Below are 20,199 nucleotides of genomic sequence, written 5' to 3' on the forward strand. Positions count from 1 at the left end.
TGCGAGCCTCGTAATGTTCGAGTTGTCGCGGAAGCCACGTGCTGTTCGCGGTGCCGTGTCGCCCACGTCGCCGCGGGAGTTACGTGATGTTCGAGTTGCCGTGGGAGAAGTCGCCGCGCCGCACCAGGTCGTACAGCCGCTTGCCCGTACTGGACGGGCTGAAGAAGAAATTCATCGGCTCCGGCCGGTCCAGCACGCCGTGCCTCACGAAGTCCCGCGCGGCGGCGGCCCAGTGCGTGGGGCCGAGCTTGAGCAGCACCTTCGCGTACTCCTGGAACGGCATCGGCGGTCCGAACCAGTGGTTCACCGAGACCGACGGCGACAGCGCCCGGAAGTCGTGCCAGCAGCCGCGCGGCACGAACAGGACGTCGCCGGGGCGCACGACCGCGCCGTACAGCGTCGCGTCCTTCAGCAGCGGGTTCTTGACGAGGTCCGCGTGGGCCAGGTCGAGGCTGCTGTTGACGAGGTTGTCCGGGAACGGATAGGCGGCGGGCGTCTGGTCCCACGGGATGAGCACGACTTCCTTCTCGCCCCAGATCTGCACGAAGAGGTTGTCGTTCAGGTCGGAGTGCAGCATCGACCGGGTGCCGGCCGAGCCGATCCAGGCGCGGGTGTCCACGGCTTCCTGCTCCGGGCTCAGCAGCGCCCGGAAGTCGTGGTCCTCGGGCGGCAGGATCTCCTCGATGCGCACGTGGGCGAGGTAGCAGGGCGGCCCGTCCCGGAGCATCTCCTCCAGGAACTCGCCGAACGTCAACTGCCGCTCGTAGTCGTGCTGGTCGCCGGGATAGAGCACACCGCTGGTCGGCAGCCCCATCAGCGCGGTGACCCGCTTGTCGCCATGGGACTTCGCGAGCCGGTCCGGCGTCCAGTTCTCTAGGGCCGGCCACGCGTCCGTCAGCCCGGCGAACAGCATCGGGCTGCGCGCCTCGCCGATCGCCCACTCCAGGTCGGCCGGGGTGGCATCGGTGAGCCTGGGCAGCGGGCGCATGTCCACGCCCTGGGAGCGGAGCCGGTCGCGCAGCAAGTTCTGGTGGGTCACCCGGTCCGGGTGACCCACGTCGGTGTCGCTCATGCGGTTCCGTTCAGATAGGTACCGCCCCGGCCACGGCGTCGCACGTCCAGCGTGGCGCAGTGGAAGGAGCCGCCGAAACTGTAGACGTGCCGGAAGTCCACGGGCACGCAGGTGAAGCCCCAGTCGGTGAGCGCGTCCAGCAGCGGCTGCTCCTGACGCTCGACGACGATGGTCTTCTCGTCGAGGGACAGGACGTTCATGCTCAGCCAGGGGCTGCAGAAGTACATCGGCCAATCCGGGCCCAGCGCCGGCTTCGGCGCCTCCAGGATCTCCCAGTCCCGGAACAGCGGGTTCGGTATGTATCGGTCAGGGTTGACCAGGAGTTTGCCGGGGGCGAGCGGCACCATCGTGGCGTCGATGTGCATGGCGTGTGGGTCGTTGACCGGCACCTCGTGCACCCGGAATCGGGAGCCGAGCGCGCGGCGCATCCACTCGATGCCGAACTCGTTGGTCACGTGGCTGCGTTGGACTATCAGGTCGTCGCCGAACCGCATGAAGTCGGCGGCGTCGAAGACCGGCTCGAAGTCCGAGACCGCCCAGCCCGTCTCGGTCGCCGCGTCGAAGTCGCCGTCGAACAACGTGTCCTTCAGCTCCGGTTGGGGGGCGGCGAGCCAGCCGCCGCCGCGCCGGAAGTACGACTTGATCAGGCCGCGGAAGGCGTCCACCTCGTGCTTGCGGCAGCGCCACGACATCGGCGTCTCGACGATGGTGTCCCCGACGACGATCAGCAGGTCGCGGGGCATGCCCGACGAGTTGCCCGCACTCTGCCACTGTGGCGTGCCGAACGTCCGTGCATGGTCGGCGGGTTCGGGCCGTACGACCGTGATGCCGCGCTCCCGGAGGACCGCCGCGAACCCGTCGAGTTCCTCCTCGGCTGCGGCGGCGTGCTCGGCGGGCAGGGGTGTGCCGCCCCGCTCCTTGAAGATGCGCACGGAGTCGTGCGGCAGGGTCGGTCCCATCGACTCCTGCCAGGTCGGGAACACGCCCCCGGCGAGGCTGCCGACGACGACCTCCTCCAGCGGATCCCATTCGGTGTAGGAGTTGACGACATAAAATTCTTCCTCGGAACGGCCGGACAATTACTTTCCTCTTCTCGTTGAAACGCTTGGAATGATCTGGTCACTCAGACCGCGCACACCCGGAAACCCACGTCGTAGCAGGTGTAAAGGAGCAGCGAATAAAGCCTCAGGGTGACCCGCATGGTGGCGGGGTTGCAGTCGTTGAAGAAGGAATTGCCGCGTACGACACCGAGTTCCATGGCGCCCTGTTTGGTCCTCAGCGACTGTGTTCTGTCGGCGCGGAACGGGTACGGGTGCCATCCCGTCGACACCCATTCCCAGACGTTCCCGGCGATGTCGTTCAGGCCGAACGGGCCCGCGGCCGAGGGGTAGGCCCCGACCGGGGTCGTGTCGCCGACGAACATGCTGTGGTTGCAGACATCGGGCGTCGGCTCGTCGTCGCCCCACGCGTAGGTCCGGCGGTCCGTGCCGCGGGCCGCCTTCTCCCACTCCGCCTCGGTGGGCAGGCGCACGCCCGCCCACGCGCAGAAGGCGAGGCAGTCGGCCCGGCTCACGTGGGTGACCGGGTGGTCGTCCTTCTTCTCGACGTCGGAGCCGGGCCCGCGCGGCGTGTGCCACGCGGCACCCGCCACCTCCAGCCAAAGATCGTCCTGCCCCAGTGTGGTGGTGTCCGCTCCGCCGACCCACACCCAGCTGCGGCCCGTCTCCTCGGCGGTGGTCCGGTGGCCGGTCGCCTCGACGAACCGCCGGAAGTCCGCGACCGTCACGGGCGAGCGGGCGATCCGGAACTCCGGCACGTCGACCTCGTGGGCCGGCGCGGCCTGGTCGGGGGTGCCGTCCGGGCGCACCCGGTCGACGCCCATGGTGAACGGGCCGCCCGGAATGGTGACCCAGTCGAATTCCGTACGCACGCCGATCGCCCCCGTCCTGCTCGTGCCGCTCGTGTCGGACGCTCCGACCGTCGCACCTGTGCCGACCGATTCGCTCATGTCGTCACCGCTTCCTGCGTCTCGTCCTCGCCCGCCTCGCGCACGGCCCTGATGGGCCCGAAGAAGACGAAGAGCGCGGACACGGTGGACACCAGCGCGCCGAGGAAGATCGTCGTGGGAACGCTCGTCCACACGGCCAGCCCGCCACCGAGGAGGAAGCCGAGCGGCCTGGGGCCGGAGAAGATCATGCGCATCGTCGCGTTGACCCGGCCCAGCAGGTGGTCCGGGGTGACCGTCTGACGCAGCGTGTACTGGTTGATGTCGTACCAGGCGTTGGTGAATCCGGCGATCACGTTGACGACCACGATCACGGCGATCGCGGCACCCATCTGCGAGAGCGGGAGGAACAGGTACGCCACACCGCCCGCGAGGATCGAGTGGACCAGCGTCGGGCCGAGTCCGAACCGGCCGACCACGCGCGAGATCGTCATGGCGCCCAGGACGTTCGAGACGCCGGTAACCGCCGCCAGCAGACCCACCTGCCACGGCGAGAAGTGCAGTGTCTTGTACAGGAAGATCAGGTACACAGACTGGAAGATCGCGACGCCGAAGTCGAACGTCGAGTTGGCCACCGCGAGCCGCGCCAGCACCGGGTGCTTGACCACGAACCGCAGCCCCTCGCGGATCTCCGCCAGCATCGTGCGTGCGTCCAGCTTCGGCTTCTCCCGCGCCGTCTCCTCGGTCTTCATGAAGAGCAGCACCACCACGGAGATCAGGTAGGACACCGAGTCGACGAACACCGCCTTGGCCGGGCCGATCGCGGCGACCAGCGCACCGCCGATCGCGGGGCCCGCCGTCTCCGCGACCGAGTCGGTGGCGCTGAGCCGCGCGTTGGCGCCGAGCAGCCCCTTGGCGCCGACCACCTGCGGCACCAGCGACAGATAGGCGATGTCGAACACCACAGTGAAGGTGCCCATCACGGCGGCCACCACGTAGATGACCCACAGCTCCCGGTAGCCGGCGAGGTACGCGAGCACCAGCGCGCCCGCGGCGAGCGCGCGGCCGGTGTCGCACACGATGAGCGTCAGGCGCCGGGGCCACCTGTCCACCAGCGTTCCCGCAGGCAGGGCGAACAGCGCGAAGGGCACGACCTGGGCCGCTCCGATCACGCTGACCTGGAACGGTGTCGCTTGGTAGACCAGGATGGCGAGTGTGGGGATCGCCAGCATGGAGACCTGGGTGCCGAACTGACTGACCCCCTGCCCCACCCACAGCTTGAGGAACTCCCCGCCCAACCTCGGCTTCACTCGGCAACTCCTGTCGTGGCTTCGGCCGGACGTGCCGACCAGTACTCCGCGACAGTGGCCAGCGGGGCGAATCCCGCGCCCAGCACTCCGTCGTGGAAGGTCTTCAGTTCCGCTCCGCCCGCCTGTGCCCGCCAGCGCCGAATGACGAGCTTGCCGAGGCAGTACATGGCGGAGTCGAGGTCGGTGGGGATCGTCAGCGCCTCGCGGGCCGCCTCCTGCGGCGCCCACCCGCACACTCCCACCAGGTGCCGCGCCGCGTCCTGGAACTTCCAACGGCGCAGATGGACGGAGAGGAAGATCAGCAGACGGGACGCCGACACCAGCGCGGCCCGCAACTGCGCCAGCTCCACCAGGGGGCGGCCGTCGGCCAGCCCGTGTTCGACGGAGAGTTCCTCGGCGTAGTGCGCCCAGCCCTCGGTGAACCCGGCGGTGCGAAAGCAGGTACGCACGATGCCGGGCAGGCTCTCGCTCGCCTTCGCGTGGAGGTAGTGGCCCGGGAACGTCTCGTGCACGGCGATGACTTCGAGCATCGGCTCGTTGAGGTACTGCCGCCACACCCGTGCGCTCGGCCCGTCCGAGGTGAGGTCGGGTTCGGGCAGGTACAGCACATGTGGCCGGCGGACGTCCTCCAGCGGTCCGGAGATCACGATCTCCACGGCGGCCGTGCCGTCGAGTTGACGCATCCGCCGGAACTCCGGCATGGCGGTGGGATCCACGCTCACCACGTCGACGTCCCGCCAGAAGTCCCGCAGCCGCCGCACGATCGTCTCCGTCGTAGCGAGGACCGGGCCGCGCAGTGCCCGCGCGCTCAGCAGTTCGGCTGCGGTGCCGCCGAGCGCTCGGGACTTGCGGTCCAGCTCGGCCGCGTGCCGGTCGACCTCGTCGCGCGCCTCGGCCAGCAGTTCCTCGACCGGGATCTCGATGCCTTCCTGGGTGCGCAGCAGCCCGGCGAGACGGTCCGGGCCGAGCAGCGCGGCGACCGGCTTGGCGTCGGACACCGTCGCGGCGTAGCTCCGCAGGGCACGTGCGGCCGACTCGGCGCCCGGCACCGCGCCGAGTGCGCCGTCCAGGTGCGCGGCCTGGCCGCGCGCGAGTTCCGCCGCGCGCAGCCGCAGCCCGGCGGGGAGTGTGTCGTCCAGCCGGGCGGCGGTGGTCTCGAGATATCCGGGCAGGGCGCGCAGATGCGCCGCCAAGGCCTCGTCCCGCCGCCGCGCCGTCAGCTCCTCGTACACGTCGACGTCGGTCTCCGCGAGCGGGCCCAACGGGTCGGTGTGGGCGATGCGCAGCTCCTCGGCCCGGAACCGCTCGGCCTCGACTAGGAGGGCGGCGGCGCTCAGGTCGGCCCGCCGTTCCCGGTCGTCGGAGTGCGTCGCGGCGAGTCGGGCGCCGAGCGAGGCCAGTGCGGCGGGGTCGGGTCCGGAATCCGGCAGCACACCGTCGTACTCGTGCGCGCCCGCCAGCCTCGCCTTGTGCGGGTAGCGCGCGAACAGCGTCCCGACCGCCTCGGACACCACGTCGGCGTCCGGGGCGACGGGCGGTCCGTCATGGTCGACAGCAAACATCTACGCGCCGCCCTCGTCGCTTTCCTCGTCGTCCTCGAACGCGATCTCGTTGTCGACCTCTTGCAGCATGGTCTGGAGTTCTTCGTTGGACACGGAATCGAGTTCGTCCGCGTCGACCAGTTGGGAAAGAATCATCGTCATCCTCCGTATCGGGACAGCTCGTGGAAGAAGTCGTCGACGACCACGCCGTCGGTGTTCCGGTCGTAGACGTGTCGCGAGACGACGAGGTCCAGCACGCCGAGTCCGAAGGGCGAGAAGACCACAGTGCGGTCGTTCGGCGGGGTGAACCGCCCGGTCAGCACGTCGTACAGGGTGGTGTGCACGTGGTCGCGGTTGCCGGTGGCCTGCTCGGCGAGGTGCACCGAGGTGGCGGCCTTGAGGCAGTGTTCGACGTCGTCCACCACGTTGCAGCTGTCCAGTACGACCTCCGGCGAGAGGTCCCGCAGCGACACGTGCAGCACCAGTGGGTGGTGCACGAACCAGGCAGGGTCCTCGACGTGCGGTGTGCCCGCGGTCGTCGCGAAGAGCAGCAGGTCCGACGAGCGCACCAGACTCTCCAGGTCGTCGTGGACGGTGGTGCGCGGTGCACCGGCGCGTGCCAGGTATCCGGCGAAGCCCCGGGCGTGCTCGGCGCTGTGGTCGAAGAGGCCCACCTCCTCGCACTCGACGCCGGCCGCCCGGAGGTGGGTGTGCACGAACCGGGCGATCAGCCCGGTGCCGACGATGCCGAGCTTCCTCGGCTTCGGGCGGCCCGCGCCCAGCTTGACGGCGGCGAGCGCGGCGGACGCGGCCGTGCGGACCGCGCTGATGACCGAGCCCTCCAGGCACGCCAGCGGGTAGCCGGTCTCCTGGTCGTTGAGTACGACGACTGCGGACGCCCTCGGGATGCCCTTCTCCACGTTCGCGGGGAAGCTGGAGATCCACTTGATGCCGGAGACCGCGACGTCGCCGCCCACCGAGGCCGGCAGCGCGATGATCCGGTCGGAGGGCCGGTCGGGGAACCTCAAGAAGTATGACGGCGGGTTCACGGTGCTGCCGTCGCCGTGCAGGAGGTAGCCGTGTTCGACGAGGTCGAGCAGTTCCTCCTCGCAGCCGTCGAGGGCTTCGTGGACCGCCTTCCCGGAGATCACCACGAAGGCCCGTGGCGCGGTGGTGTCAGCCATGCTCTGCCTTCCGGTCGTGCTCGTTTCCCGGGTCAGGTCCCGCTCCCCGGTGGTTTTCTGAGACTCCGTCATGTCTGGTTGTCCCGGTGAGTGCCGAGCGCGGGGCTCGTGGCGCCGAACCGCCGGGCGACCCATGCGTCGTCGTAGACGGTGTCGGCGTATCTGTCCGCGAGGTCGGGTGCGATCGCGACGGCGCGCAGCCGGCCTCGCGGATCCTTCTCGTCGAGCCATCGCAGCGCGCCGCTGAGGACGGTCCCGGTGGAGCCGCCGAACAGGAACCCGCCGCGCGCCATCTCGCGGCAACGGCGCACGGTCTCCTCCTCGGCCACGTGCACGACGTCCGCGAACAGTTCGGGCTCCAGCAGCGGCGGTCGCACGCTGGCCCCGAGGCCGGGGATCGCCCTCGGCTTCGGAGCGCCGCCGAAGCTGACCGAACCCTCGGCGTCCACCGCGATCACCTTGACCTTGCCGCCGTTGTCCCGGAAGTACCTGGCGCACCCCGTCACGGTGCCCGCTGTGCCGACGCCGACGAACAGCGCGTCGAGGTCGGGGAACTCCTTCGCGATCTCCGGTGCCGTGGTCTCGTAGTGGGCGATCCAGTTCGCCGGGTTGGCGTACTGGTTCAGCCACACGTAACGGGAGTCCTCGGCGCTGCGGGCCCGGACGTAGTCCAGCCGGGTCTGCAAGTAGCCGCCGTTGGCGTCCTGTTCGGTGACGACGACGAGTTCGGCGCCGAGCGATCGCAGCAGGTTCAGCGTGCTCGGGTTGCACCGAGGGTCGGTGACGCAGACGAACCGCAGCCCCTTGTTCGCCGCGATCATCGCGAGCGCGAGGCCGAGGTTGCCGGAGGACGATTCGATGAGGATCGAGTCGTTGCCGAGCCGCCCGCTCTGTTCCGCCGCAGCAACCAGCCCGGCCGCGGCGCGCAGCTTCAGCGAGCCCGCGAAGTTGAAGCCCTCGACCCGCAGCAGCAGATCGCGCCCGAACGTCGGCCGCAGGTCGACGTAGACCTGTGATTCAAGCGGTTCGTACGGAGCGGTGACGACCCGCAGACCCGCGGTTTCCCCGGCCCTGGTCTTCCCGACCCCCGCGGTGGCCTCGTTCACACGCTCGCTTCCCGGACGCTCTTGGGCCGCATGTCCGTCCACACCGTCTCGATGTGGTCCAGGCACGCCGCCCGGGACCGGGCGGGACCGTCCGCACGCCAGCCGGTCGGCAGGTCGCGGTCGGCCGGCCACAGGGAGTACTGCTCCTCCTCGTTGACCACCACGAAGTACTCGGCATTCTCGTCGTCGAACATGTTGTTTCCCCATCCAGGAACAGGAATCGGTGGTGTCGGAATGGTCAGCGTGGTCGGAAGGGTTCACACGGCCGGAAGGGATCGGGTCACGCGGCCGCGCAGGACGCGGCGAGCAGGTCCAGGCCCTGTTCGAGTTCGGCCGATGTGGTCGTCAGCGGCGGCATGAGCTTGACGACCTGACCGCGTTCGCCCGCGGTCTCCACGAGCAGCCCCCGGGCGAACGCGGCGGCGCACACCGCGCGGGCCTGCTCGCTCGTCGGAAACACGAGTCCGTTGACGAGTCCGACGCCCCGGACCGTCCAGGGCGTGCCGGCGGCCAGCTCCGCGAGCCGGTCCCGGACCAGTTCGCCCTTGGCGAGGGTGTCCTTCTCCAGGACGTCGTCGGCCCAGTACGTCTGCAGCGCCTTGGCCGCGGTGATGAACGCGAGGTTGTGGCCTCGGAAGGTGCCGCTGTGTTCGCCGGGCGACCAGACGTCCAGGTCGGCGCGGATCAGTGTGAGCGCGAGCGGAAGTCCGTACCCACTGAGGGACTTGGAGAGACAGACGATGTCCGGTACGACGTCGGGCTCACCGTCCCCGGTCGATTCGAAGCTGAAGAACGGTCCGGTGCGGCCGCAGCCGACCTGAATGTCGTCGACGATCAGCAGTACGCCGTGCTCGCGGCAGAGCGCGGACAAATCGCGCAGCCACGCGGCAGACCCGACGTTGACGCCTCCTTCTCCCTGCACGGTCTCGACGATCACCGCGGCCGGTCGTCGCTCGGCGAACACCTCGGCCAGACCGGCCAATTCGCCGTGTGGGAGCGGAATTTGATGCAGGGGTGCCACACCGTGGGCCGACCGGCTGATGGCGTTGTCACTCACACTCATCGCGCCGAGACTCATGCCGTGGAAGGAATTCTCAAACCCGAGCACCAGATGTCGTCCCGTGACCTTCCGGGCCAGTTCCAGCGCCGCTTCGACGGTGGCGGCTCCGGTCGGACCGGTGAACTGGACGCGATAGTCGAGTCCGCGGGGTGTGAGCAAGTACCGGTCGAGCGCCTCCAGCAGTGTCCGCTTGGCGACGGTGCTCATGTCGAGCGAGTGCACCACGCGGTTGTCGGTCAGATAGTCGAGCAACTCGCCCTTGATGTGCGGGTTGTTGTGCCCGTAATTGACACCCCCGGCACCGGCGAAGAAGTCCAGATACCGATTGCCGCTTTCATCGGTGAGCCAACTGCCTTCGGCCCGGTCGAAAACCACGGGCCAGGTCCGGCAGTAATTTCGGACGGCCGATTCGTAAGCGCCGAGAATAGCGATCCCCCCAGAATCGACTCGTGTTCCTCACGGATAGAAGACGCACCACCCGCTGTCCACGGGATGCTAACTACGGCACATCGCACAGGTCAACGGTGTAACTCCAGCCAAACAGGCCACAGTTGCCCCTCTTTTGTCCCGCCTCGTCGTCGAACCTGTCACCGAACCAATCTCCCGCCATGCTGCCGCGCTCCTGGCCGACACCGGACTGCACGGACACAGTCCGCCGTCGACGCCATGCTCAACGCCACCACGCCGCCCCAGGCCGACCACGGTCTTCACCGCCTCGCCAGGCGGCGTCTCCTGCTTCGTGTGTGGCGAGGCGTACGACGTTGATCGCGGTCGCGTGAAGATGTGCTGGAGGTGGGTCTTGCGCTCGCCCGGTAGCGGCAGCGGCGGGCGCCGTGTCCGTTGACGGGCCTCGTGCCCGATCCCCTCGATGCGCGATCGGACCGGAATACGTGCCTCCACGCCACGAGGGAGGGGCACTTCCGTCTCCTCCGACTCATGGGTCACCCTCAAGGCCGATCCGCACCCTGCGCGCAGACCTCCGTCTGCATCGGGCCCGCGGCGTACGGGTCGCGGCCGAGCTCGACGAACGCGCACGAATCTTCCTCACCCACCAGCGCTGACCGGCAGCCCGCCGGTCAACTTATGCAGCCTGACGACAACAACCCGCCTCGACGAACGCAACCAGCAGTGACCGATACCTGGAACGGCGAACCGCTGGCAGACGCCAAGAGCGCGAACGAGGACATCCACTACCGGATCCACGACGCCGGCAGCGGAGCGCTACTGGGATTCGGCACGGGCCGTGGTGGTGCACTGGGAGCCGTAGTGGCCCACTGCCGGCGTGTGGAAGACGCCCACCCCGGCCGCCACCTGGTCATCCGCGCCTACGACGGTCCGGCCGGAATGGCCTTCGACCGCCCTGCAGGACCGTAACGCGTTCACCGCCCGCCGTGCGGCCACCGCGAGCCCCACACCCGTCGCTCTACGCCCCACCCCGCCCGGTCGCGGCCGGCGACGGGGCGGGGCTGCTGTTCAGGTGGTCATGCGGCGGTCGTAGTCCTTGACCTGCTTCGCCAGGTCGTCTTCGGGGATGCCGGTGAAGGCGCTCATCTGGGCGTAGGACAGGCCGGCCCTGAGTCCGACCAGCGCGAACTCGTAGAGGGCCTGGTTGATCCGGGCCACGGCATTGCCGAGGGAGACCATGCCGAGCTCGACACCATCTGCGGCCGGCAGCGTCCCTTCGATCTTCAGCTCCGCCAGGTCGCGCACCGCACTGGTGATCAGGTAGGTGACGGAGCCTCGGCATGTCGGAGGGGACATTGACCGCCCAGGCCCGCTCGTGTGGTTCCGGTGAGGTGCCGGAGAAGTCTGCTGGCGCGAAGGCTCAGCTCCTCATACAGCTCGAAGGCCGAGCAGCGTTCGGCAGGCGCCTTGGCCTGGTCTTCTTCCAGCAGCGCATCCAGAAGCTGACGGGCCTGATCCAGTTCCTCCTCATCGGCCGGGAGGTCAAGCGGCAGCGGCAGCACGGTCGAGATCGCTTCCATGACCGTCTGGTGGGGTACGCCGTGCCGAACGGCCAGGGCCCTCGGCAGCCTGTCGCCCGCCTGGTGGTCGCGGCGGATCGCTTCGAAGAGTTCTGTCCCCGGCTCGGCCATCGTCTACTCCTTTTGTATGCGGGCTGGTTGGGTTCCAGCAGGGCTCATGATGCTGCCCGGCTCGGTGCTGGTGTGCCGCCCGCGCTGCTGGCGGCTGCTGGCCGCCTGGAACGCGAGGTGGGGGCCAAGTGCCGCTTCGTGCCTGGTGCCTGGTGCTCGTGCAGGCTGCAGGCGTGGGCTGCTTCGGTCACAGCCGCGTGGTCCCAGGACCTGAGGTGGGGCAGGGAAGCATTGTCCGCGCGCCCCTCCAGCTGCCCGAAGTGGCGGGCTGCCTCGAGCAAGTCCACTGCCCAGGACGGTGTCCGCATCTCCCGGCCACGGCTCGTTCGGGCCGGGGGGGCAGTCTGGGCGGCAAAGACTCGCACCGCCAGCGCCGCGGCGTGGACGGGATGGGCGACGCGGGCGTGCAGTCGGTGCGCGAGGAGCGCGGTCGGCTCATCGGGCTCGGGCGGGAAGCGGCCGACAGCAGGCAGCGGGAGCACCGTATGGCCCAGGCGGCGGGCTGCCGCCTCGATCACGGCGCGGCTGGTCGCGCGCCGAGTGGGCAGCATGAAGCACGGCTCGCCCGGGTGAGGCAGGGACTGCTCGCCTGCCTCCCACCACGCGAACCGGTCGGCGGACGACGGCGGGCCGGGCGCGCCCACGGCGCGGCGGGCCGCGGTCAGGCTGTGCACCGCTGCGTGCGGGAGGGCGGCGAGGATGGCGGCCAGGGCGAGTGGGAGGGGGCCGTGGCACAGCAGGGTCAGACGGATTTTGGTGAACTCCCGCAGGACGAAGAGGTGCTCGAAGTGCCGGGAGCTGATGCGATGGGTCCGGGTGATGATGACGTGATGGATGCGCAGTGCGAGCATCCAGGTGGCGACCACACGCCAGGCGGTCTGGGCGTTGCCCGTCCAGTAGGTGCCGTCCTCGCTCCCGGCCACAGGGAGGTGTTTGCCCATGCTGCGAAGGAGGTCGTGGGCCAGGGCGGCGGGAGCGCTCGCCACGGGGGTGGGGTGGACGGTGATACGGCCCAGCGCGGGGGTGTGGGCGGCCATGAAGGCGTAGTCGTCGTGGGGGTCTTGTACCACGACGAGCGGGGGCAGGCCCGGGCTGGTGTGGCCGGGTGACCATGTGGGTTTCCAGGAGCCGGTGGTGGCGGGCACGGTGGTCGTACGCGGCATCGGCATCATCGCGGCCTGGGCGGTGTCGGGTCAGTAGCGGGTGCCGACGCCAAGCCGTCTGCAGCGGCTTGTGCGTCCGTAAGGGGGTGGACGGCCAGGCCGAGGGCGAACAACACGTCCGGGTGGGGAGCCGGTTGTTTTCCGGAGGGAGCGAGCAGGCGTCGGTTGGCCAGGCGGGGGATCTGCTCGGCCGGCAGGTCGGGGGTAAGGCCGCTGGCGGTGTGATGCAGCAGGCGGGTGACGGCGGCGGCCTCACCGGGGGCGAGGGAGGCGGCGGTGTGGCCGCAGTTGTGCAGGTTCTGCCGCTGCCCGGCGCTAAGAAGTCATCTCATTTGGTGAGCCTGCGGTAGCAGATGAGAGTGCAGGCGATGCTGGTGAAGGCGAGGAAGTGGTCGGCCTTGCGTTCGTAGCGTCGGTGGAGGCGGCGGCAGCCGGCAAGCCAGGCCATGGTGCGTTCCACGGTCCAGCGGTGACGGCCCAGCCGTTGCGAGGACTCGACTCCCTTACGGGCGATGCGGTGGGTGATACCTCGCTCGCGTAACCATCGCCGCAGATGGGCATAGTCGTAGCCCTTGTCGGCGTGAAGCTTGCCGGGCTTGCGCCGTCGTCGGCCGCGCCGCGAGCGGATTGGCGGGATGCCCTTCACGAGCGGGATCAGTGCCTGGCTGTCGTGGAGGTTGGCCCCGGAGATGCCGACGGAGACGGGCAGACCCGACCGTTCCGTGACCAGGTGGATCTTCGAGCCGTACTTGCCCCGGTCGACAGGATTCGGACCCGTCAGGTCCCCCTTTTCAGGGCCCGCATGTTCACCGAGTCGATTGCGCACCGCGACCAGTCCAGCTCCCCGCGGGCACCGAGTTCGTCGAGAACCAGGCGGTGGAGTTTGGCCCACACCCTGGCCTTCGACCACTCCGAGAACCGTCGGTGAGCAGTCGCTCCGGACGGGCCAAACGACGCCGACGGCAGCTGCTGCCAGGTACAACCCGACGTGGCTACGAAGACGATCGCGGCCAGCACCTCCCGGTCGCCGTGCCGACGCCGACCACCGCCCTGAGGTCGCGACGGCGCCTCCGGCACCACCCGCTGGAACAACTCCCACAACTCGTCCGGCACCAACCGCTCAACGATCCCCACCATGACGCACAGAATACCGAGTGCCCCAAATGAGATGGCCTCTAAGAGGGCGGTTCGTGAGTTGATGTCCGTTTCCGGTTGAGGTTGCAGCGGGGTCGCTGGTAGGGAGTTCCCTCGGCTATTGCTTCCTGGCGAAGTTGCCGGTTTCGGCCTCGGTGAGGATCCCGAGTCTGACCAGGCGTTTCAGCTTGGCGCGGGTGCCTTCGACGTTCTTCGGCAGCAGTTCGTGGCCGAGGGCTTCGCAGACGTCCTTGGCCCGTAGCGGTCCGGTCGTCTGGTTGAAGGCGTCGAGGATGCGGGGGTAGTCCGGGTGCTCGGGCAGCTCCGGTGCGATGTTCGGGAGCCGGTCGGCGAGGCCGGTGACAGTCGTGCGAGTGATCGCGAGGTGTTCGAGGTGGGTCTCGGCCTCCCGCAGCCGGGTCTGCAGGTCGTCGATCTGTGCGCGGAGGTCGTCGGCCAGGGCCCGGGCGGCGTCTTCCTGGAGTTCCAGGGCGTCGAGCAGGGGACGGATGTTCACGCTGCCGCCGCCGACGCCTCGCGCCAGGTGGGGGTGTTCGCGCCGGTGAGGCGCCGGGTCATGACGTGGGTCATCGCCCAGTAGACGCGGGAGGCGGAGGAGGAGGGGTGGTACTCGTAGTCGCGGACCAGGCGCCGGTGCAGTATCAGGACTCCGTAGGTCTGCTCGACCCTCCACCGCTTCGGCTGCGGCACGAACCCCTTGACCTGTGGGTTGCGTGCGACGATCTCGACATCGATGCCCAGGCCGGCGCCGTGCGCGACGACCTGGTTCTTGAAGCCCTGGTCGACCAAGGCCTTGCGGACGCTTCCTCCTGCGTGCTGGGCGACCTGGTCCAGCAGGACGACGCCCGCGGCGTTGTCGTGAGTGTTCGCGGCGACGACGATGACCGCGATGACCAGGCCGAGGGCGTCCACGGCCAGTCCGCGTTTGCGGCCGGGCACCCGCTTGGCCGGATCATGACCGGTCGTGGCGGCAGGGACCCCGGCGGCCACGTGGACACTTTGGGTGTCCAGGACCACCAGGGTCGGGTCCTCTAATCGGCGGGCGCGTTCACGGACCTGGCAGCGCAGGAGTTCATGGATGACCTGATCAGTGCCGTCGTCTCGCCAGGCGGCGAAGTAGTAGTAGGTCGCGCTCTTGGGCGGCAGGTCGTGCGGGAGATAAGCCCACTGGCAGCCGGTCCGCCCCTGGTAGAGGATCGCGTTCACGATCTCCCGCATCTCGTAGGCGCCCTGGTGGCCGCTGACCGAGCGGTGCCGGTCCTTCCACGCGGTGATCACCGGCTCGATCAACGACCATTGCTCGTCCGACAAGTCACTCGGGTACAGCTTGCGTTCGCTCACCCGGTCACATCACCAGATCAGCACCCGTGGACCGGCAGATTCCGCCCTGCCACCACACCATCAGGCGACAGCAGAACCACTCAAAGACTCTCGAACCGCCCTCTTACACGAGTGCGCGGGAGTACGCCGGGCGTTCGCTCTTCGAGCTGCTGCAGAACGGTTATGACGCACACCCAAGGGGCCGGTGTGACGGGCAGGTGCATGTGCTGCTGGATGAGGAAGAGGGCGAGTGGGGGACGTTGTACGTCGCCAATGGCGGCACGCCCTTCGCGTGGAGGAACGTCGAGAGGGTCTGCGAGCTGGCGCAGAGCTCCAAGGCGGTTGGGGAGGGGATCGGGAACAAGGGCGTCGGGTTCCGAAGCGTCCTGTTGATCAGCGACGCGCCCGAGATCTTTAGCGCCGATCCTGACGGCCCCAACGGTCCTGAACTGGACGGCTATTGCTTCCGGTTCGCGCACAGGGGCGATGTTGAGGCGTTCCTGGGCGATGAACCAAACGCCCACGAGGTGGCCGCTGAATTTCCGCCGCTTCAGGTGCCCTTGCCGCTGGACGAGGTGCCGGCGATCTGTCGGGAGCTCGCCGCCAAGGGGCATGTGACCGTTGTGCGACTGCCTCTTCTGAATGAGGCGGCCCGGGCCGAGGTCCGGCTGCGGCTTCGCGAGCTCGCGGAGGCGAAGGCGCCCGTGATGCTGTTCCTCGACCGACTCGCGAGCCTGACGCTGGAGCGACGGGCCACCACACGACGGGCACGGCGGGAGAGCAGCTTGCCGTCTCCTTCGCGACCGTGGATCTGGGGCTCTCTGGAACGTTTCTCGTGGCCCGGGGCAGCGTGGAGAAGGAGCGTCTGAACAGCGCGCTCGACGAGGCCGTGGGCCTAGGGCTCCTCGACGACACCTGGCAGCGGTGGACTTCGTCCGCAGCAGTGGAGATTGCCGTTCCGCTGCCCGCCGTGCGACGGCCGCGACGGGGGCAGATCTATACCTTCTTGCCGATGGGCGAGGATCTGACGGCGCCGTTCCCCGGTCATGTGAACGCCCCGTTCTTCACCAAGATCGACCGCACCGGCCTGCCCTCTGAACACCCGCTCAATACGCTGCTGTTCGACGCCGTCGCCGAGACCTGCCTTGCGGCTGCAGCGATGTTGCGCGCGGTGCCGCAGGCCGAATTGAGGCGGCTGGCCGTGGATCTCGTGAGCTGGGAGAGCGGCAAAGGCTCAGCCGGGCTACTGCGCGCGGCAGCCCGGCGAGTACACGGCGGCGATCTCGCCGACGTGCCACTCGTACCTGTTCTCGCCGCCGATGACGCCAAGCGGGATGCGGCCTGGGCATCCCCCCGGGTCGCGATCCTGTGGCCTGACCTTGAGTTGACCGTCCTCACAACACACCGCGCCCACGCATCGGGAGTCGTGGTGGCGGACCCGGCCGTGGGCGGCGAACGCCTTCATCGGCTGGCGGCCACGTGCAAGTCCCTCGCCTGCCCATTGGAGCCGGACCGGGAGACACTCGCTGGGCATGTGGAGCGGATCGTCGCAACCCTCCCCCGTCCGGCCTCCCGCCCCGCTCCTTCATCCCCTGCCGCACCCCGTCCGCGTTCCGCGCCCCGTCCCGACGCGGTCCTCGACCAGTGGAGCGAACGCGCCAGGACAACGCTCCCACCAAGCTCCCTTCCCGCCAGGGCGCTCGCCAGGCGCCACGGAAGTCCGTACTCGCCACTCATCTCCTCAAGCAGCAACTCCCGCAGTGTCGGGTCGGCCATCCGCAAGAAGGCGCCCTCGAACTGGAAGAGCTCGTCGATCACCGCCGCGCACTCGAACAAGGTTCGTGTGCTGAGCGGGCCTTCGGAGGTGTCTATGAGCTTCAAGGCCCCTGTAATACTGACGGGCGTGTCCTCAGGGCGCTCCACCATCTCCGCGCCCGCGCTCTGGCGCCACGCGTCTTCCAGGGAGTGCTCGAACGCCGCCTGGGTGTCCCAGGACGTGGCATCGGACTCCCTCAGGCCCTCCGGGTCCAGCAGAACGTAGAAGGCATGGTAGAGATTGAGCCAGTTTAGCTCGTTGTATCTCAGCTCTCCGCTTGTGTACTGGGGATAGCGCTTGAAGGAGAGGAAGGGCAGCCCGTTGCTCCGGGCCCCATGGAGGAGCTCGGTTTGCTGCCGGCTCATCTGGGAGATCGTGTAAGCGGCCAGTTGGTCTCTCGTTCGCCGTAACAGGCTCAGCAGGACGCCGACGGTTGATCCGTGATAGCGCGCCCAGTGGCTGCTCTCGTGCACGTAGGTCTTGTGCCAGGAGGCGACTGAGGTGACGAGGCCCTTGGTGCGCGTGCGGGTCGGGTCCTGGAAGAGGATCTGGCTGCGCAAGTTCAACTCGGCGCCGCTGGAGTTCTGCAGGCGGGGGGAATGGACGGTCATTGGGCTGCGCCTTCCGGGCTTTCCGGGTCCTCGTCGGCGCTTTCGGGACGAGGACCCAACTCGTCCACTGGTCCGCGGTCACGTGCGCGCTCGACCAGGGCCTTGAGAGCGTCGTGCAGTGTTCGTAGCCAGTCCGGCAACGACGGAGACGGCGATCTCCGCCCACTGCCCGTGACGCAAGGAATCGCGTCTGTCCTGGCGCAGGGGTGTGAGTGTGAGGGTGCATTTTCCTGCGAGGTGCGGATCTGCCTCGATCTCCCGCGCGAGCACCTTCAAGTTCGCGGTCTCGCCCCGGTATTCAAAGATCAGCATGGCGGGAGCCTACAGCGGCCCCCAACCCTTGGGACGCCCGGACATCGCGGCGCCTATGACCGGGGCGTGCGGGTGTGGTGCAGATCGCTGCCTGGCGGGTGGTGGAGGGGTGTGAAGTTCGAGACGTCCCAAGTCACGCTGGGCTCGCGGTAGCATCCGGGCAAGACACGGCGTGCCCGCCACTCACGGCTCGGTGACCTCGTCACTAGAGCTGCCGTCAGGTGCTCGGCCAGTAATCCGCCCCGGCTGATTCCGATCGCAGCACGAAGCGCCAGCCTGTTTCCTAAGGGACCATTGCGGCAAGCTGAAGCCATGGGGGAACCTACCAGTCGCGTGTCGTTCCGCATCAGCTTCACCGAGTTCATATCCGACCCAGACGACGATGACTGCCGACGCCGTGCAGTGACCATCCCGGCCGACCGGATCACGTTCGATAACGACCACCTGATCCTGTGGGTCGGCGACACGGAGCGCGTGCGCTTCCCCATGGGCACCGTCAAATCCATCGAAGTCGTCCACGCCCCCAGCACCAGCCGGCGCGTGGATCCGGATCAACTCCGCGCCCGCTACCCGAACTTCGGCAAGGCGTGGAGCAGCGCCGACGAAGAGAGACTCCTCTCCCTGTACCGAGCGGGGCAGCGCGACTACGACGTACTGGCCACCGAATTCGGACGACAGCCCTCCGCAATACGCTCCCGTCTCGGCCGGCTCGGCCTGGAACAGCTATGACCGAAGCGGGACCAGAAGCCGCGATCCGCAACGTGGCAGAACTCGCCCACCACGTCCATTGGATCCACGCGTGGCCCGAGAAACCGACATGGCGCGACCGACTCCGGCGATGGGCATATCCCGAGATCTATCGCTTCGACCCAACCGCCACCCCACCGAGGCCGTGGCTGGACCGGCCTGCCGGGGCGTACGAACGGACAGGCTGGCGTATCCGAGTCGCCTACGTGGGGGACGAAGTCGCGTTCGAGGTCGAATACGTGGTGTGCCGGCCTTGCGCGATCGGCTGGGTGGAATCACCCGTCTCCTATCCTGGCTACAAGCGGTTCGGACTCGCCTCAGCCGCGCTTCGATCTCTACGCCACCAATACCCCGGACTGGAGTGGCACACGGGCGGCGGGCACTTCCGCGATTCCGAACCCTTCTGGATCTCCGTCGGCGCGGACGTCCCCGGCGGTTACACCCAGCAGGAAAGGTGTCACCACGTGGAGCCAAGGCGAGTGAAACGCACCTAAGAGGCCATCTCATTTGGGGCACTCGGTATTCTGTGCGTCATGGTGGGGATCGTTGAGCGGTTGGTGCCGGACGAGTTGTGGGAGTTGTTCCAGCGGGTGGTGCCGGAGGCGCCGTCGCGACCTCAGGGCGGTGGTCGGCGTCGGCACGGCGACCGGGAGGTGCTGGCCGCGATCGTCTTCGTAGCCACGTCGGGTTGTACCTGGCAGCAGCTGCCGTCGGCGTCGTTTGGCCCGTCCGGAGCGACTGCTCACCGACGGTTCTCGGAGTGGTCGAAGGCCAGGGTGTGGGCCAAACTCCACCGCCTGGTTCTCGACGAACTCGGTGCCCGCGGGGAGCTGGACTGGTCGCGGTGCGCAATCGACTCGGTGAACATGCGGGCCCTGAAAAGGGGGACCTGACGGGTCCGAATCCTGTCGACCGGGGCAAGTACGGCTCGAAGATCCACCTGGTCACGGAACGGTCGGGTCTGCCCGTCTCCGTCGGCATCTCCGGGGCCAACCTCCACGACAGCCAGGCACTGATCCCGCTCGTGAAGGGCATCCCGCCAATCCGCTCGCGGCGCGGCCGACGACGGCGCAAGCCCGGCAAGCTTCACGCCGACAAGGGCTACGACTATGCCCATCTGCGGCGATGGTTACGCGAGCGAGGTATCACCCACCGCATCGCCCGTAAGGGAGTCGAGTCCTCGCAACGGCTGGGCCGTCACCGCTGGACCGTGGAACGCACCATGGCCTGGCTTGCCGGCTGCCGCCGCCTCCACCGACGCTACGAACGCAAGGCCGACCACTTCCTCGCCTTCACCAGCATCGCCTGCACTCTCATCTGCTACCGCAGGCTCACCAAATGAGATGACTTCTAAGAAGGCTGGGAGAGCTACCTCCATCGCCCGGGAGGAGCGTGCCGATGGTTCATGCAGGGCGGAGGGTGCCTGTGGTCATCACCCACGGGCGGCAGGGACGCAGCGTGCCTTGGCATGCTCGGATGGCCCCGGCTCGTCTACCAGTCCGCCACGGGACGGAATGCTGGTGCATCCGAGGTCCGGGCAAGCAAGGAGGCACTGACAACGCACGCCAGGAATACATGAACTCCTCTCCCAACGAGTGCAATCGCAAAGTATGCGCACCCTGGAAGCGTCACAGGAACACGGACCGCATGAAGCGCCAGCCGCATCGTGCGCGCCAGCGCAGCCGATCTCAGACGAAGCCGCACCGGAGCGCTCCGATGACTTCGTCGTCTCACGGCTCGACTCAAAGTCCCGTCAGGACG

The 20,199-nt window shown here is 68.4% G+C and carries 22 protein-coding genes; 4 read left to right on the plus strand and 18 right to left on the minus strand.

Annotated features, from left to right (window positions below; genetic code table 11):
* Nucleotides 1-79 precede the first annotated feature (79 nt).
* The 10 genes from Sdia_RS19515 to Sdia_RS19560 all read right to left on the minus strand — a co-directional run bounded on the left by Sdia_RS19515 (nucleotide 80) and on the right by Sdia_RS19560 (nucleotide 9,650).
* A complete protein-coding gene (locus tag Sdia_RS19515) occupies nucleotides 80-1,072 on the minus strand; it encodes a cupin-like domain-containing protein (RefSeq protein ID WP_229831673.1) in 993 nt (330 codons plus the stop codon).
* The gene (locus Sdia_RS19520; RefSeq protein ID WP_189500974.1) at nucleotides 1,069-2,151 is read right to left on the minus strand and encodes an amidinotransferase; all 1,083 of its coding nucleotides are present in this window, start codon (nucleotides 2,149-2,151) and stop codon (nucleotides 1,069-1,071) included. Before Sdia_RS19520 ends, Sdia_RS19515 begins: the two co-directional genes overlap by 4 nt.
* Before the next feature lie 44 nt (nucleotides 2,152-2,195).
* Nucleotides 2,196-3,080 (minus strand): formylglycine-generating enzyme family protein, encoded by an 885-nt coding sequence (locus Sdia_RS19525; protein ID WP_189500977.1) that lies wholly within the window; start codon nucleotides 3,078-3,080, stop codon nucleotides 2,196-2,198.
* A complete protein-coding gene (locus tag Sdia_RS19530) occupies nucleotides 3,077-4,327 on the minus strand; it encodes an MFS transporter (RefSeq protein ID WP_161499825.1) in 1,251 nt (416 codons plus the stop codon). Before Sdia_RS19530 ends, Sdia_RS19525 begins: the two co-directional genes overlap by 4 nt.
* Entirely contained in the window at nucleotides 4,324-5,889 is a 1,566-nt protein-coding gene (locus Sdia_RS19535; RefSeq protein WP_100457935.1) for a DUF885 family protein, read from the minus strand. Before Sdia_RS19535 ends, Sdia_RS19530 begins: the two co-directional genes overlap by 4 nt.
* Nucleotides 5,890-6,030, minus strand: a complete 141-nt coding sequence (locus Sdia_RS19540; protein WP_161499824.1) for a hypothetical protein — start codon at nucleotides 6,028-6,030, stop codon at nucleotides 5,890-5,892.
* On the minus strand, nucleotides 6,027-7,052 hold the full coding sequence (gene sbnB / locus Sdia_RS19545) for a 2,3-diaminopropionate biosynthesis protein SbnB (RefSeq protein ID WP_100457934.1): 1,026 nt from the start codon (nucleotides 7,050-7,052) through the stop codon (nucleotides 6,027-6,029). The genes Sdia_RS19540 and sbnB overlap by 4 nt, the downstream gene beginning before the upstream one ends.
* Nucleotides 7,053-7,120: 68 nt before the next feature.
* Nucleotides 7,121-8,158, minus strand: coding sequence for a 2,3-diaminopropionate biosynthesis protein SbnA (sbnA, locus tag Sdia_RS19550; RefSeq protein ID WP_371874277.1), 1,038 nt, complete (start codon nucleotides 8,156-8,158; stop codon nucleotides 7,121-7,123).
* The gene (locus Sdia_RS19555) at nucleotides 8,155-8,352 is read right to left on the minus strand and encodes an MbtH family protein (RefSeq protein ID WP_124287721.1); all 198 of its coding nucleotides are present in this window, start codon (nucleotides 8,350-8,352) and stop codon (nucleotides 8,155-8,157) included. Before Sdia_RS19555 ends, sbnA begins: the two co-directional genes overlap by 4 nt.
* A gap of 86 nt (nucleotides 8,353-8,438) precedes the next feature.
* A complete protein-coding gene (locus tag Sdia_RS19560; RefSeq protein WP_100457933.1) occupies nucleotides 8,439-9,650 on the minus strand; it encodes a diaminobutyrate--2-oxoglutarate transaminase in 1,212 nt (403 codons plus the stop codon).
* Nucleotides 9,651-10,346: 696 nt separating this feature from the next.
* Between Sdia_RS19560 and Sdia_RS19565 the strand changes: the two genes are divergently transcribed.
* Entirely contained in the window at nucleotides 10,347-10,592 is a 246-nt protein-coding gene (locus Sdia_RS19565) for a hypothetical protein (protein WP_124287722.1), read from the plus strand.
* Between the two features lie 99 nt (nucleotides 10,593-10,691).
* Here the strand turns inward: Sdia_RS19565 and Sdia_RS19570 are convergent, their stop codons facing one another.
* The 6 genes from Sdia_RS19570 to Sdia_RS19595 form a co-directional block, all read right to left on the minus strand.
* Nucleotides 10,692-10,979 (minus strand): hypothetical protein, encoded by a 288-nt coding sequence (locus tag Sdia_RS19570; RefSeq protein WP_124287723.1) that lies wholly within the window; start codon nucleotides 10,977-10,979, stop codon nucleotides 10,692-10,694.
* On the minus strand, nucleotides 10,940-11,314 hold the full coding sequence (locus tag Sdia_RS19575) for a hypothetical protein (protein ID WP_101281570.1): 375 nt from the start codon (nucleotides 11,312-11,314) through the stop codon (nucleotides 10,940-10,942). The genes Sdia_RS19570 and Sdia_RS19575 overlap by 40 nt, the downstream gene beginning before the upstream one ends.
* Before the next feature lie 44 nt (nucleotides 11,315-11,358).
* A complete protein-coding gene (locus Sdia_RS19580; protein ID WP_189500979.1) occupies nucleotides 11,359-12,477 on the minus strand; it encodes a hypothetical protein in 1,119 nt (372 codons plus the stop codon).
* Between the two features lie 328 nt (nucleotides 12,478-12,805).
* Nucleotides 12,806-13,614, minus strand: a protein-coding gene (locus Sdia_RS19585) for an IS5 family transposase (protein ID WP_371874218.1) whose coding sequence is annotated in 2 segments (ribosomal slippage) — nucleotides 12,806-13,266 and nucleotides 13,266-13,614 — 810 coding nt in all. Because the reading frame shifts where the segments join, the coding sequence is not laid out codon by codon here.
* A gap of 115 nt (nucleotides 13,615-13,729) precedes the next feature.
* The gene (locus Sdia_RS19590) at nucleotides 13,730-14,128 is read right to left on the minus strand and encodes a hypothetical protein (protein ID WP_100457938.1); all 399 of its coding nucleotides are present in this window, start codon (nucleotides 14,126-14,128) and stop codon (nucleotides 13,730-13,732) included.
* Entirely contained in the window at nucleotides 14,125-14,973 is an 849-nt protein-coding gene (locus Sdia_RS19595) for an IS5 family transposase (protein WP_124287724.1), read from the minus strand. The genes Sdia_RS19590 and Sdia_RS19595 overlap by 4 nt, the downstream gene beginning before the upstream one ends.
* A gap of 26 nt (nucleotides 14,974-14,999) precedes the next feature.
* Between Sdia_RS19595 and Sdia_RS19600 the strand changes: the two genes are divergently transcribed.
* Nucleotides 15,000-15,821, plus strand: coding sequence for a sacsin N-terminal ATP-binding-like domain-containing protein (locus Sdia_RS19600; RefSeq protein WP_191835369.1), 822 nt, complete (start codon nucleotides 15,000-15,002; stop codon nucleotides 15,819-15,821).
* A gap of 592 nt (nucleotides 15,822-16,413) precedes the next feature.
* Here Sdia_RS19600 and Sdia_RS19605 read toward each other — a convergent pair.
* Nucleotides 16,414-17,379, minus strand: coding sequence for a hypothetical protein (locus Sdia_RS19605; protein ID WP_189501309.1), 966 nt, complete (start codon nucleotides 17,377-17,379; stop codon nucleotides 16,414-16,416).
* A gap of 78 nt (nucleotides 17,380-17,457) precedes the next feature.
* Nucleotides 17,458-17,691 carry a hypothetical protein gene (locus tag Sdia_RS19610; RefSeq protein WP_189501307.1) on the minus strand — a complete coding sequence of 78 codons (234 nt, stop codon included), beginning with the start codon at nucleotides 17,689-17,691 and terminating at the stop codon, nucleotides 17,458-17,460.
* A gap of 333 nt (nucleotides 17,692-18,024) precedes the next feature.
* On the opposite strand from Sdia_RS19610, the gene Sdia_RS19615 reads away from it, so the two are divergent.
* Together Sdia_RS19615 and Sdia_RS19620 are read left to right on the plus strand one after the other, a co-directional pair.
* On the plus strand, nucleotides 18,025-18,420 hold the full coding sequence (locus Sdia_RS19615) for a hypothetical protein (RefSeq protein ID WP_167795708.1): 396 nt from the start codon (nucleotides 18,025-18,027) through the stop codon (nucleotides 18,418-18,420).
* 551 nt (nucleotides 18,421-18,971) lie between these two features.
* Nucleotides 18,972-19,780 (plus strand): IS5 family transposase gene (locus tag Sdia_RS19620; RefSeq protein ID WP_371874218.1). Its coding sequence is split into 2 segments (ribosomal slippage): nucleotides 18,972-19,320 and nucleotides 19,320-19,780, totalling 810 coding nucleotides; the frame shifts between segments, so codons are not numbered across the junction.
* The last annotated feature ends 419 nt before the right edge of the window (nucleotides 19,781-20,199 follow it).

Source organism: Streptomyces diastaticus subsp. diastaticus (assembly GCF_011170125.1).
GTDB lineage: Bacteria > Actinomycetota > Actinomycetes > Streptomycetales > Streptomycetaceae > Streptomyces > Streptomyces diastaticus.

Coding starts and splice junctions, on each gene's coding strand:
- Sdia_RS19515 (WP_229831673.1), bottom strand. CDS start 1,072: ATGAGCGACACCGACGTGGGTCACCCGGACCGGGTGACCCACCAGAAC.
- Sdia_RS19525 (WP_189500977.1), bottom strand. CDS start 3,080: ATGAGCGAATCGGTCGGCACAGGTGCGACGGTCGGAGCGTCCGACACG.
- Sdia_RS19535 (WP_100457935.1), bottom strand. CDS start 5,889: ATGTTTGCTGTCGACCATGACGGACCGCCCGTCGCCCCGGACGCCGAC.
- Sdia_RS19540 (WP_161499824.1), bottom strand. CDS start 6,030: ATGACGATGATTCTTTCCCAACTGGTCGACGCGGACGAACTCGATTCC.
- sbnB (WP_100457934.1), bottom strand. CDS start 7,052: ATGGCTGACACCACCGCGCCACGGGCCTTCGTGGTGATCTCCGGGAAG.
- Sdia_RS19555 (WP_124287721.1), bottom strand. CDS start 8,352: ATGTTCGACGACGAGAATGCCGAGTACTTCGTGGTGGTCAACGAGGAG.
- Sdia_RS19570 (WP_124287723.1), bottom strand. CDS start 10,979: ATGTCCCCTCCGACATGCCGAGGCTCCGTCACCTACCTGATCACCAGT.
- Sdia_RS19575 (WP_101281570.1), bottom strand. CDS start 11,314: ATGGCCGAGCCGGGGACAGAACTCTTCGAAGCGATCCGCCGCGACCAC.
- Sdia_RS19580 (WP_189500979.1), bottom strand. CDS start 12,477: ATGCCGCGTACGACCACCGTGCCCGCCACCACCGGCTCCTGGAAACCC.
- Sdia_RS19605 (WP_189501309.1), bottom strand. CDS start 17,379: ATGACCGTCCATTCCCCCCGCCTGCAGAACTCCAGCGGCGCCGAGTTG.
- Sdia_RS19610 (WP_189501307.1), bottom strand. CDS start 17,691: ATGCTGATCTTTGAATACCGGGGCGAGACCGCGAACTTGAAGGTGCTC.